The following is a 16,306-nucleotide window of genomic DNA, read 5'->3' as shown; positions in this document are numbered from 1 at the left end:
AAGAGATATTGGAGTGGCTCGTCCAATCTCCGTGAGATGCGTCGATCGTCGGATGACTCGATCCCACGCCGCCGCGCGCTCGCCGCGCTCGCCAGCGGCGCGAGCGTCGCCACCGCGGGATGCGTTGGTCGCCTCCGGGCGCTCTCCGGGTGGGAATCGCAGTCACAGGTCCGACTCGAGATCAAGACCGTTCCCGCCGACGCCGACCCCTACGCCCTCCGTGCGGCCCGCCAGATCGTCAATTGGCTCACGGCCGCCGGCATCGACGCCCGGGTGAGGCCCGTCTCCGAGCAGGAACTGTACCGACAGGTGCTTCTCAACCGCGATTTCGACGTGTTCCTCGCGCGCGCGTCGGGTCGGTTCCGCTCGCCGGACTCCCTGTACGCGCTGTTGCACTCGCGGTACGTCGAGACGCCGGGGTGGCAGAACCCGTTCGGCTACGCCGACCTCGACGTGAACGAACTGCTCGAGACGCAGCGACGCACGAGCGGGGAACAGCGCCGGGAGGCCGTCGCCGACCTCCAGCGCTCGATCGCGCGGTCCCAGCCGTTCACGGTGCTGGCGTTTCCGGACGACGTCCGGGCGGCCCGGACGGACCGCTTCACCGGCTGGCGGACGGCCGACCTCGCGTCGTCCACCGGGTACCTCGGGCTCGACCGAGTCGGAACGCCCGGCGGGGCCGGAGGGCGAGCCGAGGAGGCGGAGGCGACGGCGACGCCCGAGAGCGACGACGGCAGCGTGACGTTGCGAGCGGTCACGACCGACCGTCGGGCGACGACGAACCTCAATCCGCTCGCCGTCGAGTTCCGTCGGACCGGCGTGTTGACCGGGCTGTTGTACGACACCCTCGGCCGTCTCGACGACGGCGGGGAGGTTCGGCCGTGGCTCGCCGAGTCGTGGTCGCTCTCGGAGACGGCCGGCCGGCCGGCCGCGCGGGTCCGACTGCGCGAGGGGGTGACCTGGCACGACGGCGAGCCGGTCACCGCCGAGGACGCGGCGTTCACCTATCGCCTGCTCGCGGACACCTCGCTGGGCGGGGAGGCGAGCGCGCCCGACGACCGCGACGAGGGCGGAGGAACGTCGACGACGCCGAGGGACGACGGCCCGCTGCCTGCACCGCGGTTCCAGGGCCGGAGCAGCCTCGTCGAAGACGTTACCGCGGTCGACGACCGCGTCCTCGAGGTGACGTTCGTCGAGTGCGACCCGGCCGTCGCCGTCCGCGCGTTCACGGTCCCGGTGTTGCCCGAACACGTCTGGGTCGACAGGACCGCGCCCGTCTCGGTCGCCGGCATCGAGTTCGGTCCGGCGACGGAGGCGCTCGTCACCGACAACGTCCCGCCGGTGGGCAGCGGCCCGATGCGGTTCGTCGAGAACACGCGACGCGAGTCGCTGATACTGGAGTCGAACCCGGATCACTTCCTCGGGACCGAAGGGTCGGATGTCCCCGGAGCGAACGCCGACGGACCGCCGTTCGAGCGCCTGGAGGTGCGCGTGGTCGGCTCGGACGTGAGCGCGGTCGGCGTCGTCACCGACGGCGACGCCGACGTGACGCTGACCTCCGTGGGGGCGGACACGATCCGACGGATCGGGCGAACCGACGACACCGACCTCGTCGTCGACGGCAGGACCGTGCCGTACCTGCTCGGGTACAACGCGTCGTCGCCGCCGCTGACGAACCCGCAGTTCCGCAACACGCTCGCGCGGCTGATCGACCGGACGGCGCTCGTGGACGAGGTGTTCGACGGGTACGCCACGCCGTCGGTGACGCCGCTTTCGGACACCGAGTGGATCCCGGAGGACCTCAGATGGGACGGCGAGGACCCCGTGACGCCGTTCATCGGGAGCGAGGGGGAACTCGACGTGCCCGGCGCGCGAGAGGCCTTCCGGGCGGCCGGGTACAGCTACGACGACGGCCGGCTCGTTCGACGGGAGATCCGATGAGCCTGCTCGAACTCGTCGGGGAGGTCGCGGCCGTCGTCGCCCTCATGCACGTCGCGTCGATCGCCGTCGTGCTCGGGCGATCGTTTCTCGACCCCCGGACGGTCGGGCCGGCGCTCTCCCGAATGTCGCGACGGGTCTCGCGACCGCTCGCTGCGCTCGTCGCGGTGCTGGCGGTCAACGGCGTCGTCCGTCGCGTCGGCGTCGAGCTGTCGTGGGTGATCGGCGTGAACGCCACGACCGCGATCTACGCGATCGAGGGGACGTTCGTCGCGTGGATCCAGTCGTTCGCCACCCCCGCCGCGACCGCGTACTTCTCGTTCGTGTACGTGTTCGGCTACGTCTACCTCCTCACCTTCCCCGTGGTGGCGTACGCGCTGTGTGAGGACACGCGCGCCCTCCGTACCCTGATCGTCGCCTACGGGATCAACTACGGGGTCGGCGTTGTCTGTTACGTGCTGATCGTCGCGTACGGCCCGCGGAACTTCATGCCCGACCTCGTCGGCTCGCTCCTGTTCGAGAGCTGGCCCCGGTCGCAACTGCTCACGAGCCAGGTGAACGAGAACACGAACGTCTTCCCGTCGCTGCACACGTCGCTGGCGGCGACCGTCGCGATGCTCGCCGTTCGTACCCGACGGCGCTACCCCCGGTGGACGCCGATCGCCGTCGGACTCGGGGCGTCGATCGCCGTCTCCACGATGTACCTCGGGATCCACTGGGCGACCGACGTGGTGTTCGGCACCGTGCTAGCGGCCGGGAGCGTCCTCGCCGCCGAGCGCTACGAGACGTACCGTAACCGCGACGGCGACGACGGTGGTGGAACCGACGGAACCGACGGACACCGGTGAGTGAACCGACGACGCCGGCGAGGCGGCGGCCGACGCCGAGCGAACGAGCAGCGAAGGGACCGACGGAGAGGGGCCACGCGGCGGGACCCGCGGCTGACGGCGACGGTCGACACGGGAAGTAGAAGCGGCCGGACGGCGACCGCCGTGACCGATGACGGTGCCGACGAGACGGTGCGTACCGACGAGACGACGCGAGGTCGGCGTCGGCTTTACTCTGAGTCGAACGCCCGTTCGACGAGGTCTGCGATCTCCGCGGGCGACACATAACTCGTCTCGACGGCGACGGCCTCGCCGTCGTGGACGCACGCCACGGCGGGCGCGACGTCCACGTCGAACCGGCGGCGGAACTCGGGACACGCCTCGCCGTCGACGCCCGCGACGGCGACGCCGTCGGGAATCGCATCGAGCGTCTCCTCGAGTTCGGCCTTCATCGATTCACAGGGGTCACACCGGAGTCGCCAGACGAACACGACAGCCGACTCGTTGTCCGCGAGGAACGCGTCGAGGTCGTCGTCGGTGATCTCGCGCATCCCCTGCGGAACCGGCGTCGCGGGCGCGATCTCGGTGACGATCGCGGCCATCGACGCGCGCTCCAGCGAGTCGGGCACGGGCTCGTCCACGTGCTCGAAGTGCGACCGCAACGCGAGGTAGGCGACGAACTCCTCGCGGGTCACGCCCTCCTCGTCGATTCGGCGCACGGCCTCCGAGTACGAGAGGCCGAACGCGTCGGCGACCGCTTCGGTGAACTGCTGGTCGGGCACGTCGCCGTAGCTCTGCTCGTACACGTCGAGAGCGTCGTCGAGCGCCGCCGACACGCGCAGCGTGCCGTCGGCGTCCTCTCGGACGGCCCCGACCTCGATGAGCCGATCGAGCATCGCCTCGGGGTCGGGGGGGTCAGACGGCGGACCGGCGGTGGGATCGGCCGCCATCTCAGACACCCAGGTACCGCTCGCGGGTCTGTTCGTCGGCGCGAAGTTCCTCGGAGTCGCCGGCGAACACCACAGCGCCCTGGTCGATGACGTACGCCCGGTCGGCGATGTCCATCGCGGCCACGGCGTTCTGCTCGACCAGCAGGATCGTCGTCCCCGCGTCGGCGATCTGTTCGATCGCATCCGCGACCGTCTCGATGATCTGCGGGGCCAGCCCCTCGTACGGCTCATCGAGCATCAGCAGGTCGGTGTCCTGCTTGAGCGAGCGAGCGATGGCGAGCATCTGCTGTTCGCCGCCCGAGAGCGTCCCGGCCTTCTGCGTGGCACGCTCCTCCAGCCGTGGGAACACCTCGTACACCTCCTCGGTGGACATGCCGGGGTGCTCCATCGACACCTCGCGGCCGATCACGTTCGACCAGTTGCGCGCCACGTCCGAGAGGTGGAGGTTCTCCTCGACCGAGAGGTTGGGGAACACCCGCCGCTCCTCGGGGACCAGCGAGATGCCGAGCGAGGAGACGTCCTCCGTCGACTGCCCGGTGATCTCCTGGTCCTTGAACCGGACGGCCCCGTCGCGTACCTCGGGCGGACGGGCACCGGCGATCGAGCGCAGCGTCGTCGTCTTGCCCGCGCCGTTGCGGCCGAGCAGGGCACACACCTCGCCCTCCTCGACGTGCATCGAGAGGTCGCGCAGGATGTGGCTCTCCCCGTAGTAGGCGTCGACGTCCTCGACCGACAGGAGGTGGTCGCCCTCGGCGGCGGCCGCTGTCGCGTCCGCGGCGTGGGCCGTGGCGACCTCCCGGGCGGTCTCGTTCGCCTCTGCCTCGGCGTCGGTCGTCTCCGCGGGATCGGAGCTCACAGCTCCACCCCGCCGAGGTACGCCTCTTGAACCTCCTCGCTTTCCTGTACCTGTTCGGGAGTGCCGTCCGCGATGACCTGTCCGCGGTTCAGCACGAGGATGCGGTCGGCTATCTGGAAGATGATCTCCATGTCGTGTTCAACGATGAGGATGGTGAGTCCGAGGTCCTCCTGGAGCTGTTCCACGAGGTCCACGGTGGCCGCGGTCTCGTCCGGCGACATGCCGGCGGTCGGTTCGTCCATGAGCAGCAGATCGGGCTCGGAAGCGAGCGCGATCGCGATCTCCAGGCGGCGCTTGTCACCGTACGGGAGACTCGCCGCCTCCATCTCGGCGTCGCCGAGGAGATCGACCGAATCGAGCATCCGATCGGTGATGTCGTGCACCTCGTCGAACCCGGCGAGCCGCTTGAGGAAGTCGACGCTGAAGGAGCCGTGTGCGGCCGCGACCGCCGCGATCTCGACGTTCTCGCGAACGGTCATGCTCGGGAAGATCGACGCCGTCTGGAACGACTTGGAGACGCCGGCCTGCACCGTCTCGTGGGGCTCGAGGTCCGTGATGTCCTCGCCGTCGAACTCCACCCTGCCGGCGGTGGGTTCGAGCGCGCCCGTGATGCAGTTGATGAGCGTCGACTTGCCGGCCCCGTTGGGCCCGATGACCGCGCGCGTCTCGCCCGATTCGACCTCGAAGCTCACGTCGTCGACGGCGACGAGGCCGCCGAACTGCTTCGTGAGCCCGTCGGTCTGCAGGAGGGTCATTCGGCCTCACCTCCGTCGGCCGCGGCCGGCTCCTCGCCGTCGCCGCCGCCGCCGGTGATCCGCGCGCCGAGGTCGGCGAACGCGCCGTAGATGCCGCGCGGGAACACCCACACGATGAATACGAACACCGCGCCGAGCACGAACCGCCAGAGCGACCCGATCGAGCCGATGACGGGGAGACTCACGCCGGAGACGACGTTCGCGACGTACTCGAAGACGAGCGCGCCGAACACCGGTCCCACGAGGCTCCCGGTGCCGCCGAGGACCGTCATGATGACGAAGTCGCCGGACTGGATCCAGTACAGCGCCGTCGTCGGGTGGATGTACTGCTCGTGGATGGTGAACATCGCGCCGCCCACGCCGGCGAAGACGGCCGAGATGACGAACGCCATCAGCTTGTACCGGAAGACGTTCAGGCCGACGAACTCCACGCGCTCCTCGTTCTCGCCCAGCGCCTCGAAGATGAGACCGTACGGCGAGTTGATGATTCGGTTGCCGACCCAGATAGCGATGAGCATCACGATCGAGGCGAACGCGTACATCACGGTGTAGGAATCGAACACCGGGATCAACTGGGCGTCCAGCGGGAGCGCGCCGACGAACAGCCCGTGCGCCTCGATACCGGAGAAGCCGTTGTCCCCGTTGGTGAGCCACGATCCGGGACCGAGCGCCCAGAAGTACAGCGCCTGCCCGAACGTGAGCGTCAACACGGCGAAGTACACGCCCGAGCGGCGGATCGACACGAAGCCGATCGGCCACGCGAGCAGCGTCGCGACGACCGTCCCGGCCACGATCATCAGGATCGGGCTGGGAACGACCTGACTGAACAGCGCCGCCGAGTACGCCGCCGATCCGAAGAACGCGGCGTGACCGAACGACAACAGCCCTGTGTAGCCGAGCAGGAGATTGAACCCGATGACGATGATGCCGTAGATGAGCACCAGCGAGGGCAGCCCCGCGTAGCCGCCGATGCTGGTGCCGATGACGTCCCCGATCGCGCCGAGCACGTCGATGAGCAAGAACGGGAACACGACCAGCGCGGCCGCCGAGGCGATGACGACGAAGTCCTCTCGGTCGCGAAGGCGCGCGAGCGCCGAGCCGCCCGAACCGGTGCCTGTGCTCTCGTCGGCGACCGTCCCCCCGTCGGTGACGGGTTCGTCGCCTGCGACCCGGTCTTCGCGACTCATTCGCCCACCTCCATGCTTCCGAACAGGCCCTCCGGCTTGACGATGAGCATGAGCGCGACGAACAGGTAGAGGACGATCTGCGCCCATTGGCTGTACGTCTGCGTCATCGCCGAGATGATCACGCCGAGCACCAGTCCGCCGGCGATGGCCCCGCGAACGGAGCCGGCCCCGCCGACGACGATGGTGAGGAACGCCGGCAGCAGCGCCCGTTCGGTCCCTATCTGGGGACTGATCGTCTGGATCGACGCCCCGATGAGTCCGGCGAACGCCGCCAGCGCCGCCCCGAGCGCGAACACGAGGCTGTACGAGCGGTTGATCTTGATGCCCAGCAGCCGGACCATCTCGGAGTCACGCGTCCCCGCCTGGACCACGAGCCCGAAGTCGGTCCGCTCGATCGCGAGGTACGTCAGGCCGATGACGACGAACGCGATGGCGATGATAAACAGCCGCCAGGACGGGAACAGGCCGACGAGCGGGAGGCTGATCGGCTGAGAGACGTTGACGCCGAACATCGTCGAAGGCGCGATCGACTGGAACGTGTTCCCGCCGATGACGTTCCTGACGATCTCCTGGACGATCAGCGCGAGTCCGAACGTCACGAGGAGTTGGTCCGTCTCGGGTCGGTCGTAGAACGGTTCGGCGACGTACCGCTCCATGAGGAGGCCGACGACGAACCCGACGAGCGGAACGAGTATCAGCGCCGCGATGAACCCACCCCCGAAGCCGATCGTCGTGATCCCTTGGCTGTACAAGAACCCGTTCGAGAGGGTGGTCTCCTGGAAGACGATGAGGCCCGTGTACGCGCCGACGAGATAGAGCGCGCCGTGCGCGAGGTTCAGGAACTCCATCGTCCCGAGGATGATCGTGAGGCCGATCCCGAGCAGCGCGTAGATCGCGCCCTGCTGGAGGCCGTTGAGGAGTATCGATGCGATCTCGGACTGTAGGAGCAACATTATCGTTCGTGTAGGTGCGGTGTGGTCCGCTTGGTAGTAGTTGTCGGTGTTGGCATTCGTTGACGCGGTTCAGGCGATCGAATAAGAACGTGCCGGTACGGGACGACGAGGACGGTGACGGCGTCAGTTACTCGTCGCCGTACTCGCCCAGCTCACACTCGGCCGCCGGGCCCGCGTCGCACGCGTACCCCATGTCGTCTCGCGAGGTCTGCGAGACGATGTTGAGCAGCTTGTCCTCCGTCTGTTCCTCCGGGGTCGCGCCCTGCATGACGAGCACGTCACGCTGGGCCTGGTGGTCGCAGGCGCGCATCGTCTCCGCGCCGAGGCCCGCACCGTCGTACTCGACGCCCTCCATCTCCCGGATGACCTCCGGCGGGTAGAACGTCTCCGCCCGCTCGACGGCGGCGGCGTACTGGAGCGTCTGCGTGTACGCGATCCGCGCGCCGTAGCTGGGTGCGCGGTCGTACTCCTCGCGGTACACCTCGACGAACGACTGTGTGGCGTCGTCCTCGAGCTGCCAGTTCCAGTCGGCCGTCCCGAAGATGCCGCCGATGGAGCCGCTGGCCGCCTCGGCCATCAGCCGGTTGTACAGCGGGACGACGATCTCCATGTCCTCGTCGAGCCCGGCCTCGATCGCCTGCGGGAGGGAGTTCGCCGCGTCCAGCCCGTAGTGGTTGAGGACGAGCACGTCCGTCTCGTCGCGGGGCACGTCCGAGAGGTACGACGAGTAGTCGGAGGTACCCAGCGGCGTCGGCACCGACTCGATCTGGTTCCAACCGCCGACATCGGTGAAGAACTGCTCCATCGAGGCCTGCTGCGTCTGTCCCCACGAGTAGTCGGCGTACAGCTGGTAGAAGTTCAGGTCCTCCCCGTACTCCTCGGCGAGGACGGGCGCGAGCGCCTGCCCAGTCATGTACGCGTTGAACATCTCACGGAAGGAGTAGCGGACGCACTCGCTTCCGGTGGTGTCGTTGGAGTGGGTGATACAACACTGGAAGATGACGTTCTCTTCCTGACACAGCCCCTGCACCGCGATGGCGACGCCGGAGGACGAGCCCCCGGTGACCATGATCGCGTTGTCGCGGCTGATCATCCGTGAGGCGGACTGTCGGGCCGTGTCGGGGTCCGTCGCGGTGTCACCCTCGACGGTGGTGACCGTCTTGTCGAGCACGCCCTCGCCCGAGAGTCCGTCCCAGTTGTCGACCCAGCCGCCGCCGTTGTTCAGGTGGTCGACCGCGAGGTCGTAGCCGCGCAGTTCGTCCTCCCCCTCCTGGGAGTACGATCCCGACTGCGGGACGTTCAGTCCGAACACGACCTCGTCGCCCTCGACCGGGTAGTTCCCGAGCGCGGGGTACTCTGAGTCGCCGCCGCCGCCGCCGATTCCTGCACATCCGGCCAGGCCGGTAAGTCCGGCGGCCCCCGCGGCCCCGGACGTCTTTAGCACGTCACGTCGGCTGAGTGTGGTGGTATCTCGTGCCATGCACCTAACCGTGGAAGCTACCTTAATGAACGTTCCGCCTATATTCCCTTAGACTATGTTAATATTGATAATATGTTCCCGATTGCTTACCCATGATAATTATTATCATACTTTAGGCGTTTCAGTCCTGCGGTCACGGGAATAAACAGAATGGTAGTTTCGTTGGCCGGAACGATAGCCCGACGAGTCGAGACCGAAACAGTTCGGTGCGCCAACAGCTCGTGCGAACGGATCGGCCGCCGACGGGACCGACGAGCCCGAGCGAGCGCCCCGGACTCGTCAGCGTGGTTAAGTGGATCGGCGCGGTACGTGCTATCATGGATCTTCGAAACGCCACGACCGAGGACGTGGAGGGCATCCGCGAGACCGCGCGTGCGTCGCTGTCCGCGTCGTACGGGCACGCGCTGTCGGCGGATCTAATCGACGGGGCGGTGGAGGCGTGGTACGACGCCGGGGAGGTAACCGAGACGCTCACGGACGACGACGCGGTGTTCGTGGTCGCCGTCGACGACGGCGACGTGGTCGGATTCGTCCAGAGTTACCTCGTCGAGCGTCGCGAGCCCGTCGGCGAACTGGACTGGCTCCACGTCCACCCGGACCACCGCGGGAAGGGGATCGGCGACGATCTGCTTCGGCGCGCGGAGACGGAGCTGTTGGAGCGCGGGGCCGAGCGCATCGAGGGGCGCGTGCTCGCGGCCAACGAGGCGGGCGCGGAGTTCTACGAGGGCGAGGGGTTCTCCGAGGTGGGCGAGCGCACGGTCGACATCGGCGGGGAATCGTTCCTCGAACGCGTGTACGCCCGCTTCCCCGAGGGGACCGGCGAGCAGGTGCTCACCGAGGCGCGGGTCACCGACGACGGCGATCAGCTCTACGTCGCCTACGACGAGGCCGACCGCGCCTCGATGGCCCCGTTCTACGCCACGTACGCCGACCGCGAGCGCGAGGAGCGCGTCGGCTACGTCTGTGGCAACTGCGAGAGCCACGACGTGACCGTCGACACGATGGACCGCGTGGAGTGTTCCGACTGCGGCAACAAGCGGAAGGCGAGCCGCTGGGACGCGGCGTACCTATGAGCGATTCGCCGCGCGAGTCTCAGGTGCGATACTTTCGGGGCGGCAGTTAAGTCGGGCGGACCGTCCACTCCTCGCATGGACGGACGCGTGCTCGCCGTCGTCGGCGCGAAGGGAGGCGTCGGCAAGACGACGACGAGCCTCAACCTCGCGGCCGCGCTCGCGGAGGACGGCCGCGCCGTCGCGGTCGTCGAGGCCGACCTGGCGATGGCGAACGCGGTCGACTTCCTCGACATCCGCGTCAACGGCGGGCGAACCCTCCACGACGTGCTCGCCGGCGGCGCGGGCGTCGGCGACGCGACCTACCCCGCACCGGGCGGCTTCGACGTGGTGCCAAGCGGCGTCGACCTCGACGGCTTCGTCGCCTCGGACCTGGACCGGTTCCCCTCCGCGATGGAGGCGCTGAAGGCGCGCTACGACGCCGTGCTCGTCGACACAGCCGCCGGCGTCAGCCGCGAGACGGTCGTGCCGATGTCGGGCGCGGACGCCTCCGTGCTCGTGTCGACGCCGCGGGTGGCCTCCATCCGCGACGCCGACAAGACGATGACCGTCGCCGAGCGCGCCGACGCGCCCGTCGGCGGCGTCGTGCTCACGAAGTCCGGAACCGGCCGCTCCCCGCCCGCGGACCGAATCGCCGACTTCCTCGACACCGAACTGCTGGGACACGTTCCCCACGACGAGACGATCCCGAAGGCCCAGGACGCCGGCCAGCCCGCGGTCTCGTATCGCCCGCACAGCGAGTCGGCGACCGCCTACCGCGAGGTGGCGGCGGCCCTCCGCAAGCGTCCCGACATGCTCGGGATGACGGTGACGACGAACACCGGCGGCTTCCGCTTCGGCGACGGCGACGACGGAACGGACGCGTTCGCCGACGGCGGCGACGACGGCCGCGGCGGCCGTGACGACGGGTTCACGAACCCGTTCGGGTGAGGAGCGAGGCGCTCGACGACGACGACGGACGCGAGGAACGACGCGCGTGCGACGCGGTTCGACCGCGACAGCCACCGCGACCGCGACGACGACGGTCTGACCGTCGCTCGGCTACGTCCCGACTATCCCTCGCCGACCATCCGCTCTTCCTCCTCCCACTCGTCCTGCCGGAGTTCGTACTTCTGCACCTTCCCGGTGGAGGTCTTGGGAAGCTGCTTCACGAACTCGATCCGCGTGGGGGCCTTGTAGTGGGCCATGTTGTCGCGGGCGTACTGGATCAGGTCGTCGGCGGTGAGTCCCGGTTCGTTCGGGTCGCCGCCGACGGGGACGACGAACGCCTTCGGCGTCTCTCCCCAGTCGTCGTGGGGCGAGGGAATGACGGCCACGTCGTCGACCTTCTCGTGGCTGAACAGGGTGTCTTCGACCTCGATCGACGAGATGTTCTCGCCGCCGGAGATGATGATGTCCTTCTTGCGGTCCTGGATCGAGATCATCCCGTTGTCGTCGACGACCGCGAGGTCGCCCATGTGGTAGTACCCCTCGATGCGGTCGGTAAACGCTTCCTCGGTCACCTCGGGCTTGTTCCAGTACCGATCCATCACCTGGTTGCCGCGCACGACGACCTCGCCGATCGTCTCGCCGTCCTCGGGCACGTCGTTTCCGTCCTCGTCGACGACGCGGATCTCCGTGCCGAGGTAGCCGATCCCCTGGGTCTTCTTCACCGCGAAGCGGTCCTCGGAGTCGTCGTCGAAGAACCGGCGCGCGTCGCTTGTGGTGATGAGCGGCCCGGTCTCGGTCGCACCGTACACGTGCTTGATGTACCAGCCGAACTCGTCTTCGGCCGTACGGATCGTCGCCTCCGGCGGTGCCGCGCCCGCGGTGGCGACGCGCACGTCCTGCCCGGCGTCGGGCTCGCCGCCGTGCTCTGCGAGGTGGTCGCCGAGCATCTTGACGACCGTCGGGGCCGCACAGAAGTACGTCACGTCCTCGTTTCGGAGCTTGTCGAAGACGTACTCGGCGTCGACGCCCCGGGTGCACACGTGGCGTGCGCCCATCCCCGTGACCGCGTAGATGTGTCCCCACCCGTTCACGTGGAACATCGGGAGCGTCCACAGGTACGTGTCGTCGTCGCTGAGCTCCTGGTGGATCGTGATGATGTACGCGTGCAGCGTCTCCGTCCGGTGGGTTCGGCACACGCCCTTCGGATCGCCGGTCGTCCCCGAGGTGTAGTTGATCGTGATCACCTCGTCCTCGCTCATCTCGGGGCGGTCGTAGTCGGTGGACTCGGCGATCACGTCGTCGAACTCCTCCCAGTCGCCCTCGACGGCGTCCGCGTCGTTCGTGATGAACGTCTCCGTGGGCACGTCGTCGCGGACCGCCTCGACCTTGTCGGCGTAGGCGTGGTCCGCGTAGATGGCGTCGACGCCGGCGTCGTTCAGGATGTACTCGAAGTCCGACTCGACGAGCCGGTAGTTCAGCGGCGTGTGGACCGCGCCGGCCTGGAAGCTCCCGTAGGCGGCCGCCAGGTGGTAGTGCGTGTTCGGGTCCAACACCGCGACTCGGTCGCCCTTCTCGATGCCGCGCGCCTGCAACGCGGCCGCGAAGCCGTCGGCGCGCTCTCCCAGTTCGTCGTACGTGAACCGGTCGCCGTCGACTCCGAGGACCGCCTCGTGGTCCCCGTAGTTCCGGCGCGCCCGGTCGAGGAAGTCGGTCACCAGCAGCGGTTTTTCCATAGACAGGGGAAGTTCAGGCACGTTCGTGATAATCGTTGCGGGGGCGGTATCACCTGATGCGGACACGACCGCAACCGCGACCGCGATTGCAACCGCAACCGCGACGGCGACTGCGACTGCTCCCGAGCGCTCTCGACCGCTCCGGATCAGTCGTGGGGAGGGGTGAGCACACCCCAAAACTATACAGCCAGTTGATAAGTGATCGGCGCACGGTCCCACGGGCATGACGCTCAAGCAGTATCTCGGTCAGCCGCATCCGGACGGGGACGCGACAGTCGTGCGCGCGTCGACCCACTACCGGTGGACCCCCGGCGAGCGAAGTCTGGAAGCGTGTCCGTCCTGCGGTGCAGAGCTGACGCTGTCCGAACGTCACGTACTCGTCACGCTCTCGCGACCGGTCGGCGGCGACGAACGCCGCCACCTCTGCGACGAGCGGTGCGTGGACGCGTGGCTGGCGGACGGGTAGCCAAAGAACGCGGTCGGGTCGGAGGCGCTCGGAGCCGGCGCGCTCAGTCGCCCTGGACGACCTCGCGGATGTCCTCGACGATATCGGGGTTGCGCAGCGTCGAGGTGTTGCCGAGGTCGTCGCCGTTGGCGATGTCCTCCAGCAGGCGGCGCATGATCTTCCCGGAGCGCGTCTTCGGGAGTTCGGGCGTGAAGATCACCTGTTCGGGACGCGCGATCGGGCCGATGGCGTCCTCGACGGCCTCGACGATCTCCGCGCGGAACGCCTCGGTCTCCTCCTGCCCGTCCTCGGTGATGACGTACGCGTAGACGGCCTCTCCCTTCACGGGGTGGTCGCCGCCGACGACGGCGGCCTCGGCGACGCCCTCGACGCCGACGATGGCCGACTCGATCTCCATCGTCCCGAGGCGGTGCCCGGAGACGTTGAGCACGTCGTCGACGCGGCCGAGGACGGTGATGTAGCCGTCCTCGTCGATCTTCGCGCCGTCCTCGGGGAAGTACACCCAGTCCTCGGAGTCCGAGGAGTCGGTGTCGGAGTACTCCGCCCAGTACTCCTCGATGAAGCGCTCGTCGTTCTTGTACAGGGTCCGAAGCATCCCGGGCCACGGCTTGTTCACCGTGAGGTAGCCCGCGCGACCGGGCTCGACCTCGTCGCCGTTGGTGTCGACGATCTGCACGTCGAGGCCGGGCAGCGGCGGTCCCGCCGAGCCGGGCTTCATGTCCTTGACGCCCGGCAGCGTCGTCACCATCATGCCGCCGGTCTCGGTCTGCCACCAGGTGTCGACGATGGGGCACTCCTCACCACCGATGTGCTTGTAGTACCACTTCCACGCTCGGGGGTTGATCGGCTCCCCGACCGTCCCGAGCAGCCGCAGGCTGGAGAGGTCGTGCTGGTCCGGGTACTCCGGTCCCCACTTCATGAACGCGCGGATGGCCGTCGGCGCGGTGTACAGTTGGGTCGCCCCGTAGTCCTCGACGATCTCCCAGAGGCGGTCGCGGTCGGGGTGATCGGGCGTCCCCTCGTACATCATCGTCGTCGTGCCCAGCGCGAGCGGGCCGTACACGATGTAGGAGTGGCCGGTGATCCAGCCGATGTCCGCCGAGCAGAAGTACGTGTCCTCGGGCTTGATATCGAGCACCGACTGGGAGGTCCACGCGGTCCACGAGAGGTAGCCGCCGGTGGTGTGTTTCACCCCCTTCGGCTTGCCGGTCGTTCCCGAGGTGTACATCAGGAACAGCATGTCCTCGGCGTCGCGGGTGACCGGATCCACCGTCGCGCCCTCGTGACCGGCCATCAGGTCGCCCCAGTCGTGCTGGTCGTCGGCCAGGTCGTGGCCGAAGTCGTCGCCGTTGGGGCCGAGCCGGTCGACGACGACGGTGTCGGTGTCGTGCTCGACGCCCGCGAGTCCCTCGTTGGCCTTCTCGAGGTGGTCGAGCGGGTCGCCGCGGCGGTAGTAGCCGTCACACGTGACGAGGTACTCCGAGTCCGCCGAGTTCATCCGCGTCGCCAACGCGTCGGCCGAGAAGCCCGCGAACACCACCGAGTGCGGCGCGCCGATGCGCGCACACGCCAGCATCGCGATCGGCAGCTCCGGGATCATCGGCATGTACATGGTGACGACGTCGTCCTCGCCGACGCCCAGGTCCCGCAGCGCCGCGGCCGCCTCGTTCACCTTCTCGTGCAGTTCCTCGTACGTCAGCGTGACGTTGTCCTCGTCGACCGGCTCGCCGACCCACTCGATGGCGGCCTCGTCGCCGCGCTCGTCGAGGTGCCGGTCGATACAGTTCGCCGAGGCGTTCAGCTTCCCGTCGGTGAACCACTCGTAAAACGGCGGGTTCGAGTCGTCGAGCACCTGATCGTACGGCTCCTCCCAGTCGAGGAGATCGGCCGCCGCCTCCCAGCACTCCGGCCAGTTCTCGTCGAACTCGTCGTAGATGTCGGCGTCCGAGACGTTCGCCTGCTCGACGAACGAATCGGCGGGCTCGAACACCTCCTGTTCCTCGAGCCGTGCCTCCAGTTCCACGTCATCATCTGCCATGGTCACGCGATACGTCGGAATCGACCGTGATAAAACTGCCTCACTCCGTCGAATTCGCCGCTCCGTCACTCGGTTTCATCCATGTGGATCGTTCGCGCGCGAGGGGCGGAGAACCCTGTACCGTGTCGGGGAACCCGAACGGGGCGTGCGACCGTGCTGCACCGAGACGTCGCCGGGGCGGGGGGAGAAACGGCGCGGTGATGCGGGGAGCCAGGATGGAGAGAAAGCGAGGAGCGGAGACGAGACGGGGCAGAACGGGCTTCCGGCCGGGACGACCACGAGTGAGGGGGTCGGCGACCGCGTCGACGCCGGATCGGTCCACGGGGGTCAGTCCCAGGTGATCCACGCGAGGAACGCGATGGCGACGAGTTCGAGCACGCGGAGTCCGCCCATCGCCCGGTGGGCGATCGGTGCCTGCGCGGCGATCCAGGCGCTGAGGTCGGCGTGGACGTAAAAGAGGTAGAGCGCGAGCGCGTTCTCCGCGAGCAGGATGAGGCCGAACGCCGCCAGGCCGAGAGTGTGTTTCGACCGGAATCGACCGTAGTTTCGCCCCCAGACGTAGCTCAGGCCCAACAGGAGGACGACGTTGAGGCCGGCGGCGACCCAGATCACCTGCAACCAGAGACTCATCGGCTCAGTCCCCAGTAGCGCGGTTGCGCGTTTATACTCTTTCCAAACTTCGACCCGAATGCGCCCTCGGTCATTCTACCTGCTCCATGATCTGTTCGATCGTGTCCCAGTTGTTGCGGGCGCGGTCGGTCGGGAGATACACCGCGCCGTAGTCGTCGCCCTGTTTCTCCAGCACGTCGTTGTCGCACAACACGTCGAGGTGGTGTCTGACGGTCGTGTAGTCGAGATCGAGCGTCTCGGCGAGCTTGTTGGCGTTTCGCGGTCGCTCGTCCAGCGTTCTGAGTATCCGTACCCGGTTTTCTCCCCCCCGGGTTCCGGTGAGCACGTACCACAGAACGCCGTCCATCGTGTTCAGTTCACGCCCACCATGAAAGTAAGTCCACCGAAGCAGAGAACCGCATCGGACGCGCCGGGGTCGACGACGACGGCCCCGGACCGCGTCCGCGACCCGCCGCAGTAGACCGCGCCCGCGACCCGTCGTACCGGACCGCGC

General features: G+C 68.0%; 15 protein-coding genes. 5 read left to right on the top strand and 10 right to left on the bottom strand.

The genetic code is table 11. From position 1 onward, the window contains the following. Positions 1 to 36 precede the first annotated feature (36 nt). Positions 37 to 1,941 (top strand): ABC transporter substrate-binding protein, encoded by a 1,905-nt coding sequence (locus Hbl1158_RS02470; protein WP_234298495.1) that lies wholly within the window; start codon positions 37 to 39, stop codon positions 1,939 to 1,941. After that, positions 1,938 to 2,786, top strand: coding sequence for a phosphatase PAP2 family protein (locus tag Hbl1158_RS02465; RefSeq protein WP_234298494.1), 849 nt, complete (start codon positions 1,938 to 1,940; stop codon positions 2,784 to 2,786). The genes Hbl1158_RS02470 and Hbl1158_RS02465 overlap by 4 nt, the downstream gene beginning before the upstream one ends. Before the next feature lie 209 nt (positions 2,787 to 2,995). Here the strand turns inward: Hbl1158_RS02465 and Hbl1158_RS02460 are convergent, their stop codons facing one another. From Hbl1158_RS02460 to Hbl1158_RS02435, 6 genes are all read right to left on the bottom strand, one after another. Further along, positions 2,996 to 3,715, bottom strand: coding sequence for a thioredoxin family protein (locus Hbl1158_RS02460; RefSeq protein WP_234298493.1), 720 nt, complete (start codon positions 3,713 to 3,715; stop codon positions 2,996 to 2,998). Position 3,716: 1 nt separating this feature from the next. Further along, positions 3,717 to 4,451 (bottom strand): ABC transporter ATP-binding protein, encoded by a 735-nt coding sequence (locus tag Hbl1158_RS02455; RefSeq protein WP_234299450.1) that lies wholly within the window; start codon positions 4,449 to 4,451, stop codon positions 3,717 to 3,719. A 116-nt stretch (positions 4,452 to 4,567) separates the two neighbouring features. Continuing rightward, on the bottom strand, positions 4,568 to 5,326 hold the full coding sequence (locus tag Hbl1158_RS02450) for an ABC transporter ATP-binding protein (RefSeq protein ID WP_234298492.1): 759 nt from the start codon (positions 5,324 to 5,326) through the stop codon (positions 4,568 to 4,570). After that, complete coding sequence (locus Hbl1158_RS02445) at positions 5,323 to 6,513, bottom strand: branched-chain amino acid ABC transporter permease (protein ID WP_234298491.1); 1,191 nt, start codon at positions 6,511 to 6,513, stop codon at positions 5,323 to 5,325. Before Hbl1158_RS02445 ends, Hbl1158_RS02450 begins: the two co-directional genes overlap by 4 nt. Next, a complete protein-coding gene (locus Hbl1158_RS02440; protein WP_234298490.1) occupies positions 6,510 to 7,466 on the bottom strand; it encodes a branched-chain amino acid ABC transporter permease in 957 nt (318 codons plus the stop codon). The genes Hbl1158_RS02445 and Hbl1158_RS02440 overlap by 4 nt, the downstream gene beginning before the upstream one ends. Before the next feature lie 127 nt (positions 7,467 to 7,593). Next, positions 7,594 to 8,946 (bottom strand): substrate-binding protein, encoded by a 1,353-nt coding sequence (locus tag Hbl1158_RS02435; RefSeq protein WP_234298489.1) that lies wholly within the window; start codon positions 8,944 to 8,946, stop codon positions 7,594 to 7,596. A gap of 317 nt (positions 8,947 to 9,263) precedes the next feature. Between Hbl1158_RS02435 and Hbl1158_RS02430 the strand changes: the two genes are divergently transcribed. After that, a complete protein-coding gene (locus tag Hbl1158_RS02430; protein ID WP_234298488.1) occupies positions 9,264 to 10,019 on the top strand; it encodes a GNAT family N-acetyltransferase in 756 nt (251 codons plus the stop codon). 75 nt (positions 10,020 to 10,094) lie between these two features. Then, positions 10,095 to 10,946, top strand: coding sequence for a P-loop NTPase (locus Hbl1158_RS02425; RefSeq protein WP_234298487.1), 852 nt, complete (start codon positions 10,095 to 10,097; stop codon positions 10,944 to 10,946). A 122-nt stretch (positions 10,947 to 11,068) separates the two neighbouring features. On the opposite strand, the gene Hbl1158_RS02420 is transcribed toward Hbl1158_RS02425, so the two are convergent. After that, positions 11,069 to 12,679 carry a long-chain-fatty-acid--CoA ligase gene (locus Hbl1158_RS02420; protein ID WP_234298486.1) on the bottom strand — a complete coding sequence of 537 codons (1,611 nt, stop codon included), beginning with the start codon at positions 12,677 to 12,679 and terminating at the stop codon, positions 11,069 to 11,071. Between the two features lie 223 nt (positions 12,680 to 12,902). Between Hbl1158_RS02420 and Hbl1158_RS02415 the strand changes: the two genes are divergently transcribed. After that, on the top strand, positions 12,903 to 13,145 hold the full coding sequence (locus Hbl1158_RS02415) for a hypothetical protein (RefSeq protein ID WP_234298485.1): 243 nt from the start codon (positions 12,903 to 12,905) through the stop codon (positions 13,143 to 13,145). 43 nt (positions 13,146 to 13,188) lie between these two features. On the opposite strand, the gene acs is transcribed toward Hbl1158_RS02415, so the two are convergent. The 3 genes from acs to Hbl1158_RS02400 all read right to left on the bottom strand — a co-directional run bounded on the left by acs (position 13,189) and on the right by Hbl1158_RS02400 (position 16,159). Next, a complete protein-coding gene (acs, locus tag Hbl1158_RS02410) occupies positions 13,189 to 15,183 on the bottom strand; it encodes an acetate--CoA ligase (protein WP_234298484.1) in 1,995 nt (664 codons plus the stop codon). Between the two features lie 327 nt (positions 15,184 to 15,510). Then, a complete protein-coding gene (locus Hbl1158_RS02405) occupies positions 15,511 to 15,813 on the bottom strand; it encodes a hypothetical protein (RefSeq protein ID WP_234298483.1) in 303 nt (100 codons plus the stop codon). Between the two features lie 70 nt (positions 15,814 to 15,883). Then, positions 15,884 to 16,159, bottom strand: coding sequence for a winged helix-turn-helix domain-containing protein (locus tag Hbl1158_RS02400; protein ID WP_234298482.1), 276 nt, complete (start codon positions 16,157 to 16,159; stop codon positions 15,884 to 15,886). Positions 16,160 to 16,306 lie beyond the last annotated feature (147 nt).

The sequence above is a fragment of the Halobaculum sp. CBA1158 genome (assembly GCF_021431925.1).
Taxonomy (GTDB): domain Archaea; phylum Halobacteriota; class Halobacteria; order Halobacteriales; family Haloferacaceae; genus Halobaculum.
This window is presented reverse-complemented; position numbering and strand designations above follow the sequence as displayed.